Raw genomic sequence first — 15512 nt, 5'->3', positions numbered from 1 at the left:
ATCACGGTTCGGTGACCTCAGGCCCAAGGAGTAGGTGAGGGGCTGGGGCCGGGCCCGGGAACCACGTAACCTGGAGGTGTGTTCCGACGTCGTTCCGAAGATGAGCAGGTCTCGACCACCGCGGTGATCGAAGACCAGGTACGTGACCCGCAGGCTCCCAAGGGTCGCCCCACTCCGAAGCGCAGTGAGGCCCAGAGCCAGCGCCGCAAGGCCGTCACCGCGCCGACCGACCGCAAGGCGGCCACGCGGCAGGCCCGCGACGCCCGCCGCACCGAGATGGCCAAGCAGCGCCAGGCGCTGGCCGGTGGCGACGAGCGGTATCTGCCGGTCAGGGACAAGGGGCCGGTGCGCAAGTTCACCCGCGACTACGTCGACTCGCGGTTCCGGGTGGCCGAGTTCTTCCTGCCGGTCGCGGTCCTGATCCTCGTGATGAGCATCATCGGCTCCCTCCAGAGCCTGTCGCTGCTGCTGTGGCTGGTCGTGATCGTGGCGATCGTGGTCGACTCGTTCGTCACCGCGTTCCGGCTGCGCCAGCAGCTGCGCAAGCGGCTCCCCGACAAGAGCCACAAGGGCGCCGTCGCCTACGGGCTGATGCGCACGCTCCAGATGCGCCGTCTGCGGCTGCCCAAGCCGCAGGTGCAGCGCGGCGACCAGCTCTGAACGGCGGCGGATCCTGAACGACGCGAGGGCGGCCGACGCCGCCGGTTTCGGTCCGCCCGCTCCGGGCGGGGACGACCCGTCCGCCGGGTCCTTCGGCGCGGTGACGCCGTACGGGTCGGGGTATCCGGGCGGCGCGTACGGCTTCGGGACTCCGGCCGCCGGTGTGCCCGTCCCGCCCCCGGTTCCCGCCGCGGAGCCGCCCGGCGCGGGCGGCTTCTCCGGCGGCGCGGGCAACTGGCTGGCCGGGCTCGACGGCCTGCGCAACACCGTCAGGCAGGAGCTGGTCTCGCGCCAGCTCGACGAGCGCCTCACCGCGCACTTCCCGCCCAGCGGCGGCGCGCACGCCCGGCACCAGCGGTCGCTGCGCGTGCTGGACATCGGCCCCGGCCAGGGCACCCAGGCGCTGCGGCTGGCCCGCGCGGGCCACATCGTGACCGGTCTGGAGTCCGACCCGGCGATGCTCACCGCCCTGCGGGCCGCGGTCGCCGCCGAGCCGCAGGACGTACGCGACCGGATGGCGCTGCTGCGCGGCGACGGCCGCCAGACCGGCCGCCACTTCGGGCCCGCCTGCTTCGACGTCGTGCTCTGCCACGGCGTACTCATGTACGTGCCCGACCCCGAGCCGCTGCTCGCCGCGCTCGCCAGGGTGCTGGCCCCCGGCGGGCTGCTCTCGCTGCTCGTGCGGAACGGCGACGCGCTGGCCATGCGGCCGGGGCTGCTCGGCGACTGGTCGGGCGCCCTGGGCGCGGTCGGCGCCACCGGCTACACCAACCGGCTCGGCCTGACCACCCGCGCCGACCGGCGCGAACGCCTCACGGCGACGCTCGCCGGGATCGGTGTGCCCCTCCAGGAGTGGTACGGGGTGCGGGTCTTCACCGACACCGCGCCGGACGGCGCGCGCCCTCCGCAGGACCCGCACGAGCTGGCCCAGCTGCTCGACGCGGAGGAGGCCGCCGGGCGGACCGATCCGTACCGCGCGGTGGCCGCGCTGCTGCACCTGTGCGGCGTGCGCTGCTGACCGCGCCTGCGTGAAGGTTGTCCGTACGGAGGTCCGCGTGAAGGCCGCGTGGAGGCCCGTACGGAGATCCGCGTTCTGGCCGCGGGGAGGCCCGAGTGAGGTCGCGCGGGGAGGCCCGGGCGGAGGGCGGTGTCCCGGCGGGGGCGAGACCCGTTTGGCCGTGCGGGCCGGGTCAGGGGCAGCCGCAAACGCGACAATTCAGGCATGAGTGGATCGCTTACCCCTTGGCACCGCACCCGGTTCCTGCTGCCCGGCGCCGCCGTCTGCGCGACGGCGATGTTGGCCTCCGGTTGCAGCTCCGACTCCGGCTCGGCGGCGAGGTCGGCCCCCGCCACGGTGGCGCCCGCGGCCGACACGTCCTCGTCGGGGAGCAACGACCTCCAGACCTCGTACGAGAACACCGTGAAGAACGTGCTGCCGTCGGTCGTGCAGATCACGACGAACTCCGACCTCGGCTCCGGGGTCGTCTACGACGACAAGGGCGACATCGTCACGAACGCCCATGTGGTCGGCACCGCGAAGAGCTTCCAGGTCAATCTGGCCACCGGCGGCAAGGCGCTGGCCGCGACCCTGGTGGCGACCTACCCGGCCGAGGACCTGGCCGTGATCAGGCTGTCGTCGCCGCCGAGCGGTCTGCACCCGGCGAGCTTCGCGGACTCCTCGAAGGTGGCGGTCGGCCAGATCGTGCTGGCGATGGGCAATCCGCTGGGGCTGTCGAGCAGCGTCACCGAGGGCATCGTGTCGGCGACCGGCCGCACCGTCAGCGAGGGCGCCACGGGCGGCGGGACCGGCGCGACCATCCCCGACATGGTGCAGACCTCGGCGTCCATCAATCCGGGCAACAGCGGCGGCGCGCTGGTGAACCTCGCCAACCAGGTCATCGGCATCCCCACGCTGGCCGCGACCGACCCGCAGCTCGGCAGCGGCTCGGCGCCCGGCATCGGCTTCGCGATCCCGTCCTCGACGGTCACCCGGATCGCCGGCCAGATCATCAAGGACGGCAAGGTCGTGGACTCCGGCCGGGCGGCGCTCGGCATCACCGTGCGCGGCGTCGTGGACAACGGGCTCCAGCCCGCGGGCGCCGCGATCGTCTCGGTGACCAAAGGGGGCGCCGCCGAGAAGGCCGGGCTCACAACGGGCGACGTGATCACCAAACTGGGCTCGACGCCGATCACCACGGCGCAGACGCTGACCGAGGCGCTGGCCTCGTACAAGCCGGGCGACAAGGTGCGGGTCGGCTACGAGCAGGACGGGACGGCGAAGACCGTGGAGGTCACGCTGGGCTCGCTGTGAGCGCGGTACGGCATGACGACGGCGGTGCCGCACCCCGTGCGCGGGTGCGGCACCGCCGTCGTTCCGGACAGGCCCCGAGGTCAGTCCTCGTCGCCGTGCAGGCTCATCGGGCCGTAGATCTTGGTGTCGCCGTCGAAGAGGTGGACCTGGTCGGTGCCGCCTTCCAGCAGTTCCTTCCAGACCTCGCCCACCCAGGACTCCGCGTCGCCCTGTGTGGTGAACTCCTCGGGCTGCACCACGGGCTGCACCTCGGTGCCGTCGGCCTTCTCGAACCGCCACGTCCACGCCATGTGTGTCTCTCCTCGGTCCCGTCGGTCCACCGTGCCGCCCGCACTCCCGTTCCCGCCGCCGCCAGCTGCGGGGATCACCGGGCGCGTGCCGCCTGCACCGCAGCGTATCGGGAGTCCTCGCCGTATCGGGAGTCTCCGCATGGCGGACCCCGCGCGCCCGGCGCGGCAGGACGCGAGACGATCGTCCCGTGGAACTGACTCTGCTCGGCACCGGCGGCCCCGAGGGGCTGCCGCTGCCCGACTGCCCCTGCGCGGCGTGCGCGCTCGCCGTCGGCGCGGGCGCGCGCGGCGCGACCGCCGTTCTGGTGGACGGTGTGGTGCTGCTCGACCTGACGCCCGGGGTGGCGCTGGCCGCGGCGCGGGCCGGGCACACGCTCGGCGGGCTGCGCCTGGTGCTGCTCTCGCACCCGCACGACGGTCCGGCCGTGGAGATCCCGCCAGGGCTGCCCGCCCCGACCCGCGTCCCCGACGGGCAGCGGCTCGCGCTGATCACCGGGCACCATGTGCAGGCCGTCGCCATGGACGCGCCCGGCACCGGGTACGCCATCGAGTCCCCCGACGGGCTGCGCGTGCTCTACCTCCCGCCGGGCGGCGCGCCCGCCGGGACGCCGGACGGGCAGGTGCCGTACGACCTCGTCCTGCTCGACGCCGTCGGACGGCCGGACGCCCTCGCCCGGCTGCGCGCCGCGGGCGCCGTCGGGCCGACCACCGACGTGGTCGCCGTCCACCTCGACCACGGGGCGCCGCCGCGGCCGGAGCTGGGCCGACGGCTGGCGGCCCTCGGGGCCCGCGCGGTCCCCGACGGTACGACGCTGACCGTCGGGGACTACCAGGAGGTGCCGGACATCCCGCGCCGGACCCTCGTGCTGGGCGGGGCCCGCTCGGGCAAGTCCGCCGAGGCCGAGCGGCGGCTGGCCGGTTTCCCCGGGGTCCTCTACGTCGCCACCGGGGGGTCTCGCGACGGCGACGACGAGTGGGCCCGCCGGGTGGCCGCCCACCGCGAGCGCCGGCCCGCCTCGTGGCGCACCGAGGAGACCTGCGACCTCGTCCCCCTGCTGACCGCCCCCGGCCCGCCCCTGCTCATCGACTGCCTCGGCCTCTGGCTCACGTCCGTCCTCGACAAGGCCGACGCCTGGGCGCCGGGGGCTTCCCTCGACGAGGTCCGCGGCCGTACCGCCGAGCTCGTCGCCGCCTTTCGCCGCACCCCGCGCACCGTCGTCGCCGTCTCCAACGAAGTCGGCTCCGGCGTCGTCCCCTCCCACCCCTCCGGCCGCCTCTTCCGCGACGAGCTCGGCCGTCTCAACGCCGCCGTCGCCGCCGAATCCGAATCCGTCCTCCTCCTCGTATCCGGCCTCCCCCTCCCCCTCCGCTGACCCCTTCGCCCGGACGGCGAACCGACCTTCTAGCGGCGCGGGGAACGCTCCCGCACGTCACCACCCGCCCCATCGGGGCATTTCGGCTGTCGCCGGACCACCGGCCGGTGGTGGGTCGCCCGCGCAGTTCCCCGCGCCCCCCACGGGGCGCACCGTCTCTTGTCCGGGCGCCAGCCACGTGTCTTTAGGGGCGCGGGGAACTGCGCCACCAGCCACCACGCTCCCGCACGTCACCACCGGCCCCGGCGGGGCAGTTCGGATGTATCCCGACCACCGGGCCGGTGGGTGCCGCCCGCGCAGTTCCCCGCGCCCCTGACGGGGCGGGCCGTCCTTCGCGCGGACGGCGAACCGACCTTCTAGCGGCGCGGTGAACCCGTGAGGCCACGCCGGCGAGGCGACCGGTAGGGTTCCACGGGTGAGCGGCATCGACTTGGACGACTTCGGCTCCCTCGTGGAGCGGCCCGACGCTGGGGTTCGACGCGACTCGCAGGAGCGCTGGCAGAAGCTGGTGCGTCCGGCGGGAGGGCTGGGGAAACCGGCCGAGCTGGCGGACTGGCTGGCGGCGGTGCGCGGCGAGGTGCCGACCGGGCCGATCGCGGCGCCGCGTGCGCTGATCTTCGCGGCCGACCACGGCGTGGCCTCGCTGGAGGTGTCGGCGCGGAAGGCCGGTACGGCCACCGAGTTGGTGAAGGCGGTGCTGGACGGCACCGCACCGGCCAGCGTGCTGGCGCGCCAGTACGGCGCGCACGTCGATGTCATCGACATGGCGCTGGACTGCGACCCGTCCGAGCTGCCGGACTACGTGACGGCGCACCGCGTGCGCCGCGGCTCCGGCCGGATCGACATCGAGGACGCGCTGACGCGGGAAGAGGCCGAGCAGGCGTTCCGGGTCGGCATGACCGTCGCGGACGAGCAGGCGGACTCCGGCACGGACCTCGTACTCCTCGGCGACCTGAGCGTCGGCGGCACGACGCCCGCCGCCGTACTGATCGCGGCGCTGTGCGGCACGGACGCCTCCGTCGTCACCGGCCGCGGCTCCGGCATCGACGACCTCGCGTGGATGCGCAAGTGCGCCGCGATCCGTGACGCGCTGCGCCGGGCCCGCCCGGTCCTCGGCGACCAGCTCGCGCTGCTGGCCGCGGTCGGCGGCGCCGACTTCGCCGCGATGACCGGCTTCCTGCTCCAAGCGGCGGTCCGCAAGCTCCCGGTGGTCCTCGACGGAGTCGTCAGCGCCGCGTGCGCGCTGGTCGCCCAGCGGATCGCCTTCCGGGCGCCGGACTGGTGGCTGGCGGGTCACGCCAGCGGCGAGCCGGGCCAGGCGAAGGCGCTGGACCGGATCTCCCTCGAACCGCTGCTCGACCAGGGCGTGCACATCGGCGGCGCGGCCGGCTCCCTGCTGGCCCTCCCCCTCCTCCAGGCCGCGGCGGCGCTGTCGGCCGAACTCCCGTACCCGGCGGAGAAGCCGGACTCGGAGCCGGAGAAGGACGCCGAGGACACCGAGGACACCGAGGACACCGAGGACACCGAGGACACCGAGGAAGCCAAGGACCCCGAAGAGGCAGAACCGCAGGCAAAGGCCGAGACGGAGCCAGCGCCGCAGCCGGAAGCCGACCCCGCCTCGTAACCGAAAAGCCCCTCGGCGGAACCGTCCCCGCCGAGGTGCGAGCGGCCCGGCGCGGCCCCAAATCGGGCATTACGTCATAAAATCCCCTCCTATGGGAACGGGCAGCACCACCAGCACACAGCCGCGCCCTCACGCGTGTTCTGGACGCGCGGCCACCTTCGCCGTCCGCTACCTGCGCACCGTCGCGTGCGTGAATCTCCTCGGCGCCGTCTGGGTCTCCTTCGGCCAGGACATCCGCCGCCACAACGTCGAGGACTACTTCACCCCGTACCTGCTGAGCGCGGGCTTCACCTCCGGCGCCTTCGCCCTCTTCCTGGCCGTCACCATGCGCCGCCGCAAGCGCGCCGCGTGGATCCTCAACCTCGTGCTGTGCGGGCTGTTCCTGGCCGCGCTGTCGGTCAGCATGGTGTGGCCCGACATCCACCGGCACGCGCAGAACTGGATCTCGCTGGCGCTCACCGCCGCCTTCCTGGCGGCGCTGCTCGTCGGCCGCGGCGAGTTCCGGGCGAAGGGCGACCCCGCCAACCCGCGGGACGCGGCCCTGGTGGCCGCCGCCGGTCTGCCGCTGGCCGCGCTGCTCGGCACCGCGCTGGTCACGGTCACCAACGACGACCAGGGCGCGGGCTTCGGCGACTGCCTCGGCTACGCGGTCCTGCGGCTGGTGTCCCTGGTGCCGGACGACAGCGGCTCGCTGACCATCTCCACGCCCGGCTGGGTGGACGTCGTCATCAACGCCATGAGCGCACTGCTCTTCCTGCTCGTGCTCTTCGTCGCCTTCCGCTCGCCGCGCGGCCGGGCGCTGCTGTGCCCGGCGGACGAGGAGCGGCTGCGCGGCCTGCTCGACCGGCACGGCGACCGCGACTCGCTCGGCTACTTCGCGCTGCGCCGCGACAAGAGCGTCATCTGGTCGCCCAGCGGCAAGTCGGCCATCGCCTACCGGGTGGTGGGCGGTGTCTCGCTGGCGTCCGGCGACCCGATCGGCGACCCCGAGGCATGGCCCGGCGCCATCGAGGCGTGGCTGGCGGAGGCGGCGGGGCACGCGTGGGTGCCCGCCGTGATGGGCGCGAGCGAGGAGGCCGGTACGGTCTACGCCCGGCACGGCCTGGACGCGCTGGAGCTGGGCGACGAAGCCATCGTGGACACCGCCGAGTTCACCCTTGAGGGCCGCGCGATGCGGACGGTCCGGCAGGCGTACAACCGGGTCGCGCGCTCCGGCTGCACCGTACGCATCCGCAGGCACGCCGACATCCCGGCCGCGGAGATGGCGGCGCTGCTGGAGCGGGCCGACCGGTGGCGGGACGGCGGCACCGAGCGCGGCTTCTCGATGGCGCTGGGGCGGCTGGGCGACGCGGGCGACGGGCAGTGCGTGATGGTCGAGTGCCACGACGGTGACGGCGTGCCCCGGGCGCTGCTGAGCCTGGTGCCGTGGGGTCCGCGCGGGCTGTCGCTTGACCTGATGCGGCGTGACCGGGGCGCGGACAACGGGCTGATCGAGTACATGGTGATCGAACTCGTCCAGCGGGCGGACGAGGTCGGCGTGGAGCAGATCTCGCTGAACTTCGCGATGTTCCGGTCGGTCTTCGAGCGCGGCTCACGGCTCGGCGCGGGGCCCGTCCTGCGGGTGTGGCGGTCGCTGCTGACGTTCTTCTCGCGCTGGTGGCAGATCGAGTCGTTGTACCGGGCGAACGCCAAATTCCGCCCGATCTGGGAGCCCCGCTATCTGCTCTTCGGCAAGTCCAGCGAACTGCCCCGGATCGGTATCGCGGGCGCCCGCGCCGAGGGTTTCCTCGAAGCGCCCAGAATGCCGTCGCCGCTGCGCCGCAGAGAACGGTTCACCGCCAAGTGAGGGGCCCCGCGCGGGCCGCCGGGGGGCCCGGCCCCGCGGAGGCGCGGTGAGCGCGTCCGACAAGGTGCGGGAGTTCGCGCGCGCCGAGTGGGGGCAGATGGCGTACGACGTACGCGACCGGCTCTGGGCGCGCGGGCTGCGGGCGATTCCGCTGACGCTGTGGTCCTGCGTGGGCATCCTCTGCCTCCAGCTCGTCCAGCACGCGCAGGGGCCGAGCGACTGGGTGGACCGGCTCGGCGGCATCTACTGCACCCTGCCGTGGTGGAAGGCGCTGCTGCGCACGCCCCTGTCGCTGTTCATCCCCGATCCGACGCTGCCGATCTGGGGTCTTGTCATCCAGGTCGTGGTGGTCTTCGGGATCGCCGAGACGACGCTGGGCGCGCGCCGGACGCTGGCCATCGCGCTGTACACGACGCTGGCCGGCACGACCTTCGCCCGCTACTCGTACTGGGTCGGCCCCGACGGCTTCCTCGGGCTGCCCGTCGTCGAACTCATCGGCCGCGACACCGGGCCCTCCGCCGCGGTCGTCGCGCTCGGGGTGTACGTCGCCTGCCGGTACCACGCCTGGTGGACGGCGGCGGCCGTGGCCATGTCCATGGTCATCGAGGTGCTCGCCCTCGCCAATCTCGCCGGTTACGAGCACCTGACCGCGATCATCGCCGTCCTGCTGCTCTTCGCCGTCGAGACCTGGTGGGCGCGGCGGCGGCGCCGTACCGATTCCTCCGGGGATGGCCCCTCGGGGGACGGCGGCGACGACCACGCCGACCTGGTGCGCTGAGCCCGCGGCCACGCTGACCTGGCGCGATAGCCTCACGCGGTGACCGAACCCGAACCCGAACCCGTGTCCGGGCCCTTGCCCGAGCCCCTGCCCGAGCCCGAGCGCTTGCCCGAGCCCGGCGGCAGGGCCACCGTCGGCGACGCCCTGCGCTTCGCCTTCGGCACGCTCAGCGTGCTGCCGGTGACGGTGACGCGCTGGGACCGGGCGGCGGCACGCGGCGGGATGCTGGCCGCGCCGCTGGTCGGCGCCGTCGTCGGTCTCGCCGCCGCGCTCGGCGGCGGCGTCCTGACCGCACTCGGCGCGAGCCCGCTGCTCGCCGCCGTCGGGGCGGTCGCCGTGCCCGCCGTCGCCACTCGCGGCCTGCACCTGGACGGGCTCGCCGACACCGCCGACGGTCTCGGCAGCGGGCTGCCCGCCGAGGGGGCGCTGCGCGTCATGAAGCAGTCCGACATCGGGCCCTTCGGCGTCCTCACCCTCGTGCTGGTCCTGCTCGCCCAGACCGCCGCCCTCGCCTCCTGCTACGCGCACGGCTGGCGTTACGGCTGCACCGCCGCCGTGCTGTCCGCCGTCCTCGGCCGCGCCGCCATGACGCTCGCCTGCCGTACGGGTGTACGCGCCGCCCGGCCCGGCGGCCTCGGCGCCGCCGTCGCCTCCGCCGTGTCCCTGCGGGGGGCCTGGTCGTCCGGCCTCCTCTGCTGCGCCCTCGCCTGCGCCGCCGGCCTCCCCTTCGGCGGCCTCACCCCCCTCCGCGCCGGCCTCTCCGCCGCCCTCGCCCTCCTCTGCGCCGAACTCCTCCTCCGCCACGCCGTCCGCCGCCTCGGCGGCACCACCGGCGACGTTTTCGGCGCCCTCTGCGAAACCGCCACCACCACCTCCCTCCTTCTCCTGGCCCTCCGCTGACCCCTCCGGGCCGCGTGGTGACGTGCGGGAGCGTTCCCCGCGCCCCTGAAAAAACCGGCCCGCCACCCGGACAAAAGACACTGCGCCCCACCAGGGGCGCGAGGAACTGCGCGAGCAACCCCCACCGGCCGATCGCCCGGACACCACCGAACTGCCCGCCAGGGGCGGGTGGTGACCTGCGGCAGCGTCGTGGCTGGTGGCGCAGTTCCCCGCGCCCCTGAAAAGACCGGCTCACCGCCCGGACGAGAGACGGTTGCCCCGAAGGGGCGCGAGGAACTGCGCGGCCCGCCCCCACTAGCCGGTGGCCCGGCAACAACCGAACTGCCCCCCCGGGGCGGGTCATGACCTGCCGAAGCGTCGTGGGTGAGCGCGCGCACGCGGCGGCAGGTGGGGGGCGGGGAGGAGTGGCGGGAGAGGGGTGGGTGGGGGAGCGCGCCGCAGGCGTAGGGTCGGGGATTGGGCAACGGGCGCGTGCCGCCCCGCTGATGTGGCGGAATACGATGCCCGGGGCCGGGCCGGGCCAACCAACCGGCCGCAGCACAGGACCTCGACCGAATAGGACCCCCTCCACCGTGACTGCTCTGACACTCAGTACCTCCTCCGCCGCAGCGTTGCGTGCGGACGCCGTCGTCGTGGGCGTGACCAAAGGGGCCAAGGGCCCCAAGGTCGCACCGGGGGCGGAGGCGGTGGACAAGGCGTTCGACGGAAAGCTGGCCGCCGTACTGGAGACGCTGGGCGCCTCGGGTGCGGACGGCGAGGTGACCAAGCTCCCGGCACCCGCGGGCCTGAAGTCCGCGGTGGTGGTCGCGGTCGGCCTCGGCGACACCCCCGAGGACGGCACCGGCTTCGACGCCGAGGCGCTGCGCAGGGCCGCGGGCGTCGCCGCCCGCGCGCTCGGCGGCGCGAAGAAGGCGGCGTTCGCGCTGCCCGCCGCCGACCCGGCGGACCTGGAAGCGGTCGCCACCGGCGCGCTGCTGGGCGCGTACGCGTTCACCACGTACCAGGCCGAGAACGGCAAGGGCACGCTCGGCGAGGTCGCCGTGACCGGTGCCAAGCCGCGCGACAAGGCGCACAAGGCCGCGGCGGCCCGCGCCGTCGCGGTGGGCGCCGAGGTGAACCGGGCGCGCGACCTGATCAACACCCCGCCCAACGACCTGAACCCGAAGGCGTTCGCCGCCGCCGTACAGGCGGCGGGCAAGGAGCACGGCCTCAAGGTCGAGGTGCTGGACGAGAAGGCGCTGGCCAAGGGCGGCTACGGCGGCATCCTCGGCGTCGGCCAGGGCTCGGCGACGCCGCCGCGGCTGGTCCGGGTGGCGTACACCCACGCCAAGGCGACCCGTACCCTCGCCTTCGTCGGCAAGGGCATCACGTACGACTCGGGCGGCATCTCGCTGAAGCCGCCGGGGCACAACGAGACGATGAAGTGCGACATGAGCGGCGCCGCCGCGGTGTTCGCCGCGGTCGTGGCGACCGCGAAGCTCGGCCTCGAGGTCAATGTGACCGGCTGGCTCGCGCTGGCCGAGAACATGCCGGGCGGCGGCGCCACGCGCCCCGGCGACGTGCTGAAGATGTACAGCGGCACGACGGTGGAGGTGCTGAACACCGACGCCGAGGGCCGTCTGGTGCTGGCCGACGCGCTGGCCCGCGCCTCCGAGGAGGCCCCGGACGCGATCGTCGACGTGGCGACCCTGACCGGCGCGATGGTGCTGGCGCTGGGCGAGGGCCGGTTCGGCATCATGTCGAACGACGACGGCTTCCGTACCCGGATCCACACCGCGGCGCTGGCCGCGGGCGAGGACTCCTGGCCGATGCCGCTCCCCAAGGAGCTGCGCAAGACCTTCGACTCCCCCACCGCCGACATCGCCAACATGGGTGTGCGGCCGGGCGGCGGCCTGATCGCGGGGCTGTTCCTGAAGGAGTTCGTCGGCGAGGGCATCACCTGGGCCCACCTCGACATCGCGGGCCCCGCCTTCCACGAGGGCGCGCCCTTCGGCTACACCCCCAAGGGCGGCACCGGCACCGCGGTCCGCACCCTGCTCAGCCTGGCCCACCAGGCCGCGGACGGCGATCTCCTCTGACCGCCGCGCCGCACCCTGCTCCGAACAGGTGAGATAGGTCACTTACGGCCCCGGACGGCGCGTCCGGGGCCGTATTCGACGGGTCTCACCCCACAGGCCGATGACCCGTCCGCCGCGAACAAGTGCGAAGATGTGGTTCGGCACGACAGGGCCCCCTTTTAGACAAAGCGGCCGAACCAAAGCCGCCGCCCGGTCATGGTGGACCGGCTCCGGCGAACCCATGCATGGAGGACGTGACGTGGCGAACGACGCCAGCACTGTTTTCGACCTAGTGATCCTCGGCGGCGGCAGTGGCGGCTACGCAGCCGCGCTGCGTGCCGCGCAACTGGGACTGGACGTCGCCCTGATCGAGAAGAACAAGCTCGGGGGCACCTGTCTGCACAACGGCTGCATTCCCACCAAGGCGCTGCTGCACGCCGGTGAGATCGCGGACCAGGCTCGCGAGAGCGAGCAGTTCGGCGTGAAGGCCACCTTCGAGGGCATCGACATCGCGGCCGTCCACAAGTACAAGGACGACGTGATCGCGGGCCTGTACAAGGGCCTCCAGGGCCTGGTGGCCTCGCGCAAGGTGACGTACATCGAGGGCGAGGGGAAGCTGTCCTCCCCCACCTCGGTCGATGTGAACGGCCAGCGGATCCAGGGCCGGCACGTCCTGCTCGCGACCGGTTCCGTACCGAAGTCGCTGCCGGGCCTGACCATCGACGGCGACCGGATCATCTCCTCCGACCACGCGCTGGTCCTGGACCGGGTGCCGCAGTCGGCGATCATCCTGGGCGGCGGCGTGATCGGCGTCGAGTTCGCCTCGGCGTGGAAGTCCTTCGGCACCGACGTGACCATCGTCGAGGGCCTGCCGCACCTGGTGCCGGTCGAGGAGGAGAACAGCTCCAAGCTGCTGGAGCGCGCCTTCCGCAAGCGCGGCATCAAGTTCAACCTGGGCACCTTCTTCCAGAGCGCCGAGTACACCGACAGCGGTGTGAAGGTCACCCTGGCGGACGGCAAGACCTTCGAGGCCGAGGTGCTGCTGGTCGCCATCGGCCGCGGACCGGTCTCGCAGGGCCTGGGGTACGAGGAGCAGGGCGTCGCGATGGACCGCGGCTATGTCCTGGTCGACGAGTACATGCGCACCAACGTGCCGACGATCTCGGCCGTCGGCGACCTGGTCCCGACGCTCCAGCTCGCGCACGTCGGCTTCGCCGAGGGCATCCTCGTGGCGGAGCGGCTGGCCGGTCTCAAGACCGTGCCGATCGACTACGACGGTGTCCCGCGCGTCACGTACTGCCACCCGGAGGTCGCCTCCGTCGGCATCACCGAGGCGAAGGCCAAGGAGCTGTACGGCGCGGACAAGGTCGTCACGCTGAAGTACAACCTGGCGGGCAACGGCAAGAGCAAGATCCTCAAGACGTCCGGCGAGGTCAAGCTCGTCCAGGTGCGCGACGGCGCCGTCGTCGGCGTCCACATGGTCGGTGACCGGATGGGTGAGCAGGTGGGCGAGGCCCAGCTCATCTACAACTGGGAGGCGCTGCCCGCCGAGGTCGCGCAGCTCATCCACGCGCACCCGACCCAGAGCGAGGCGCTCGGCGAGGCCCACCTGGCCCTCGCGGGCAAGCCGCTGCACTCGCACGACTGACCCTCCTCCACGCCACCCCATCCGCACAGATCGTTAGGAGTAACCGCAACCATGGCGGTTTCCGTAACCCTGCCGGCGCTCGGCGAGAGCGTGACCGAGGGCACTGTCACCCGCTGGCTGAAGGCCGAGGGCGAGCGCGTCGAGGCCGACGAGCCGCTGCTCGAGGTCTCGACCGACAAGGTCGACACCGAGATCCCCTCCCCCGCGTCCGGCGTGCTCGCGTCCATCAAGGTCGCTGAGGACGAGACGGTCGAGGTCGGCGCCGAGCTGGCCGTCATCGACGACGGCAGCGGCGGCGGCGGCGCGCCCGCGGCTGCCCCGGCTGCGGCGGCCGAGCCCGAGCCCGCCCAGGCACCCGCGGCTCCCGAGCCCGCCCAGGCACCCGCGGCTCCCGAGCCCGCTCAGGCGGCTCCGTCCACCGAGCAGGCGGCGCCCGCGCCCGCCCCGACCGCCGAGGCGGCCAGCGGTGGCGGCGGCGCGAGCGGCACCGACGTCGTCCTGCCCGCGCTCGGTGAGTCCGTCACCGAGGGCACCGTGACCCGTTGGCTGAAGGCCGTCGGCGAGAGCGTCGAGGCCGACGAACCGCTGCTGGAGGTCTCGACCGACAAGGTCGACACCGAGATCCCGTCGCCGGTGGCGGGCACCCTGCTGGAGATCCTGGTCCAGGAGGACGAGACCGCGGAGGTCGGCGCGAAGCTGGCCGTGGTCGGCGCCGCTGGTGCCGCCCCGGCCGCGGCGCCCGCGCCCGCGGCCCCGGCTCCCGCCGAGGCACCCGCCCCGACTCCGGCTCCGGCCCCTGCGGCTCCCGCCCCCGCCGCCCCGGCTCCCGCACCGGCCGCTCCGGCCGCTCCGGCACCGGCCCCCGCGCCTGTCGCCGCCGCACCGGCTCCCGCGCCCGCCGCACCCGCGCCCGCCGCTCCGGCTCCGGCGCCCGCTCCGGTGGCCCCGGCCGCCCCGGCTCCCGTCGCCACCAGCGGTGACGACGGCGCCTACGTCACCCCGCTGGTCCGCAAGCTCGCCTCGGAGAGCGGCGTGGACCTCGGCTCGGTGCGCGGCACCGGCGTCGGCGGCCGCATCCGCAAGCAGGACGTCATCTCCGCCGCGGAGGCCGCCAAGGCCGCCGCGTCGAAGCCGGCGCCCGCCGCGGCCCAGAAGGCGGCGCCCGCGGTGTCGCCGCTGCGCGGCCAGACGGTCAAGATGACCCGGATGCGCAAGGTCATCGGCGACAACATGATGAAGGCCCTGCACTCGCAGGCGCAGCTCACCAGCGTCGTCGAGGTGGACCTGACCCGCGTGATGCGGCTGCGCAACGCGGCGAAGGACGCCTTCGCGGCCCGTGAGGGCGTGAAGCTGTCCCCGATGCCGTTCTTCGTCAAGGCGGCGGCCCAGGCGCTGAAGGCCCACCCGGTCATCAACGCCCGGATCAACGAGGACGAGGGCACGATCACCTACTTCGACTCCGAGAACATCGGGATCGCGGTGGACTCCGAGCGCGGTCTGATGACCCCGGTCATCAAGGGTGCGGGCGACCTCAACATCGCCGGTATCGCCAAGAAGACCGCGGAGCTCGCGGGCAACGTGCGGGCCAGCAAGATCACCCCGGACGACCTGGCGGGCGCGACCTTCACGATCAGCAACACCGGTTCGCGCGGCGCGCTGTTCGACACGGTCATCGTGCCGCCGAACCAGGCCGCCATCCTCGGTGTCGGCGCGACCGTCAAGCGCCCGGTGGTCGTCGAAACCCCCGACGGCACGGTCATCGGCGTCCGGGACATGACGTACCTGGCGCTCTCCTACGACCACCGGCTGGTGGACGGCGCGGACGCCGCCCGTTACCTGACGGCGGTCAAGGAGATCCTCGAAGCGGGCGAGTTCGAGGTCGAGCTGGGCCTGTAAGGCCGCACACGGGCCTGTACGGCGTGTATGACGGAGCCCCCGTCCCTCTTCCGGGACGGGGGCTCCTTCGCGTCCCGGCGGGCCCCGCAGCTGCCTGCGGGGAGGCAGCGCCGCTTCCTGGTCGTATCG

Annotated in this window: 12 protein-coding genes; 11 read left to right on the top strand and 1 reads right to left on the bottom strand. The window is 73.7% G+C overall.

Features of this window, described 5'->3' with window-relative positions; all coding sequences use genetic code 11:
- The first annotated feature begins 78 nt into the window (after positions 1-78).
- The 3 genes from ACFZAM_RS07855 to ACFZAM_RS07845 all read left to right on the top strand — a co-directional run bounded on the left by ACFZAM_RS07855 (position 79) and on the right by ACFZAM_RS07845 (position 2971).
- Positions 79-660 carry a DUF3043 domain-containing protein gene (locus tag ACFZAM_RS07855; protein WP_355334304.1) on the top strand — a complete coding sequence of 194 codons (582 nt, stop codon included), beginning with the start codon at positions 79-81 and terminating at the stop codon, positions 658-660.
- A gap of 238 nt (positions 661-898) precedes the next feature.
- Positions 899-1678, top strand: a complete 780-nt coding sequence (locus ACFZAM_RS07850) for a methyltransferase domain-containing protein (RefSeq protein WP_391044264.1) — start codon at positions 899-901, stop codon at positions 1676-1678.
- 204 nt (positions 1679-1882) lie between these two features.
- Positions 1883-2971, top strand: coding sequence for a trypsin-like peptidase domain-containing protein (locus ACFZAM_RS07845; protein WP_391043863.1), 1089 nt, complete (start codon positions 1883-1885; stop codon positions 2969-2971).
- 80 nt (positions 2972-3051) lie between these two features.
- Here ACFZAM_RS07845 and ACFZAM_RS07840 read toward each other — a convergent pair whose 3' ends face one another.
- The gene (locus tag ACFZAM_RS07840; protein WP_391043861.1) at positions 3052-3261 is read right to left on the bottom strand and encodes a hypothetical protein; all 210 of its coding nucleotides are present in this window, start codon (positions 3259-3261) and stop codon (positions 3052-3054) included.
- A 188-nt stretch (positions 3262-3449) separates the two neighbouring features.
- Here ACFZAM_RS07840 and ACFZAM_RS07835 point away from each other — a divergent pair, with 188 nt between their 5' ends.
- From ACFZAM_RS07835 to sucB, 8 genes are all read left to right on the top strand, one after another.
- Positions 3450-4634, top strand: a complete 1185-nt coding sequence (locus ACFZAM_RS07835; protein WP_391043859.1) for a bifunctional adenosylcobinamide kinase/adenosylcobinamide-phosphate guanylyltransferase — start codon at positions 3450-3452, stop codon at positions 4632-4634.
- Positions 4635-5049: 415 nt separating this feature from the next.
- Positions 5050-6258 (top strand): nicotinate-nucleotide--dimethylbenzimidazole phosphoribosyltransferase, encoded by a 1209-nt coding sequence (gene cobT, locus ACFZAM_RS07830; protein ID WP_391043857.1) that lies wholly within the window; start codon positions 5050-5052, stop codon positions 6256-6258.
- A 91-nt stretch (positions 6259-6349) separates the two neighbouring features.
- Entirely contained in the window at positions 6350-8104 is a 1755-nt protein-coding gene (locus ACFZAM_RS07825) for a phosphatidylglycerol lysyltransferase domain-containing protein (RefSeq protein WP_391043854.1), read from the top strand.
- A 46-nt stretch (positions 8105-8150) separates the two neighbouring features.
- Positions 8151-8882: a hypothetical protein gene (locus ACFZAM_RS07820; RefSeq protein WP_391043852.1), complete on the top strand. Its 732-nt coding sequence runs from the start codon at positions 8151-8153 to the stop codon at positions 8880-8882.
- Positions 8883-8987: 105 nt separating this feature from the next.
- A complete protein-coding gene (locus ACFZAM_RS07815) occupies positions 8988-9782 on the top strand; it encodes an adenosylcobinamide-GDP ribazoletransferase (RefSeq protein WP_391044262.1) in 795 nt (264 codons plus the stop codon).
- A gap of 572 nt (positions 9783-10354) precedes the next feature.
- A complete protein-coding gene (locus ACFZAM_RS07810) occupies positions 10355-11860 on the top strand; it encodes a leucyl aminopeptidase (RefSeq protein ID WP_355334322.1) in 1506 nt (501 codons plus the stop codon).
- Between the two features lie 238 nt (positions 11861-12098).
- On the top strand, positions 12099-13487 hold the full coding sequence (lpdA, locus tag ACFZAM_RS07805; RefSeq protein WP_355334324.1) for a dihydrolipoyl dehydrogenase: 1389 nt from the start codon (positions 12099-12101) through the stop codon (positions 13485-13487).
- Between the two features lie 51 nt (positions 13488-13538).
- Positions 13539-15383: a 2-oxoglutarate dehydrogenase, E2 component, dihydrolipoamide succinyltransferase gene (gene sucB / locus ACFZAM_RS07800; protein WP_391043849.1), complete on the top strand. Its 1845-nt coding sequence runs from the start codon at positions 13539-13541 to the stop codon at positions 15381-15383.
- Positions 15384-15512 lie beyond the last annotated feature (129 nt).

The sequence above is a fragment of the Streptomyces sp. NPDC008079 genome (assembly GCF_042957385.1).
GTDB lineage: Bacteria > Actinomycetota > Actinomycetes > Streptomycetales > Streptomycetaceae > Actinacidiphila.
The sequence above is the reverse complement of the archived record's forward strand: the minus strand, read 5'-3'. Positions and strand labels throughout refer to the sequence as shown.

Excerpts from the sequence above, each read along its gene's own strand:
- sucB (WP_391043849.1), top strand. The coding sequence starts at position 13,539 with ATGGCGGTTTCCGTAACCCTGCCGGCGCTCGGCGAGAGCGTGACCGAG.
- ACFZAM_RS07825 (WP_391043854.1), top strand. The coding sequence starts at position 6,350 with ATGGGAACGGGCAGCACCACCAGCACACAGCCGCGCCCTCACGCGTGT.
- ACFZAM_RS07845 (WP_391043863.1), top strand. The coding sequence starts at position 1,883 with ATGAGTGGATCGCTTACCCCTTGGCACCGCACCCGGTTCCTGCTGCCC.
- ACFZAM_RS07840 (WP_391043861.1), bottom strand. The coding sequence starts at position 3,261 with ATGGCGTGGACGTGGCGGTTCGAGAAGGCCGACGGCACCGAGGTGCAG.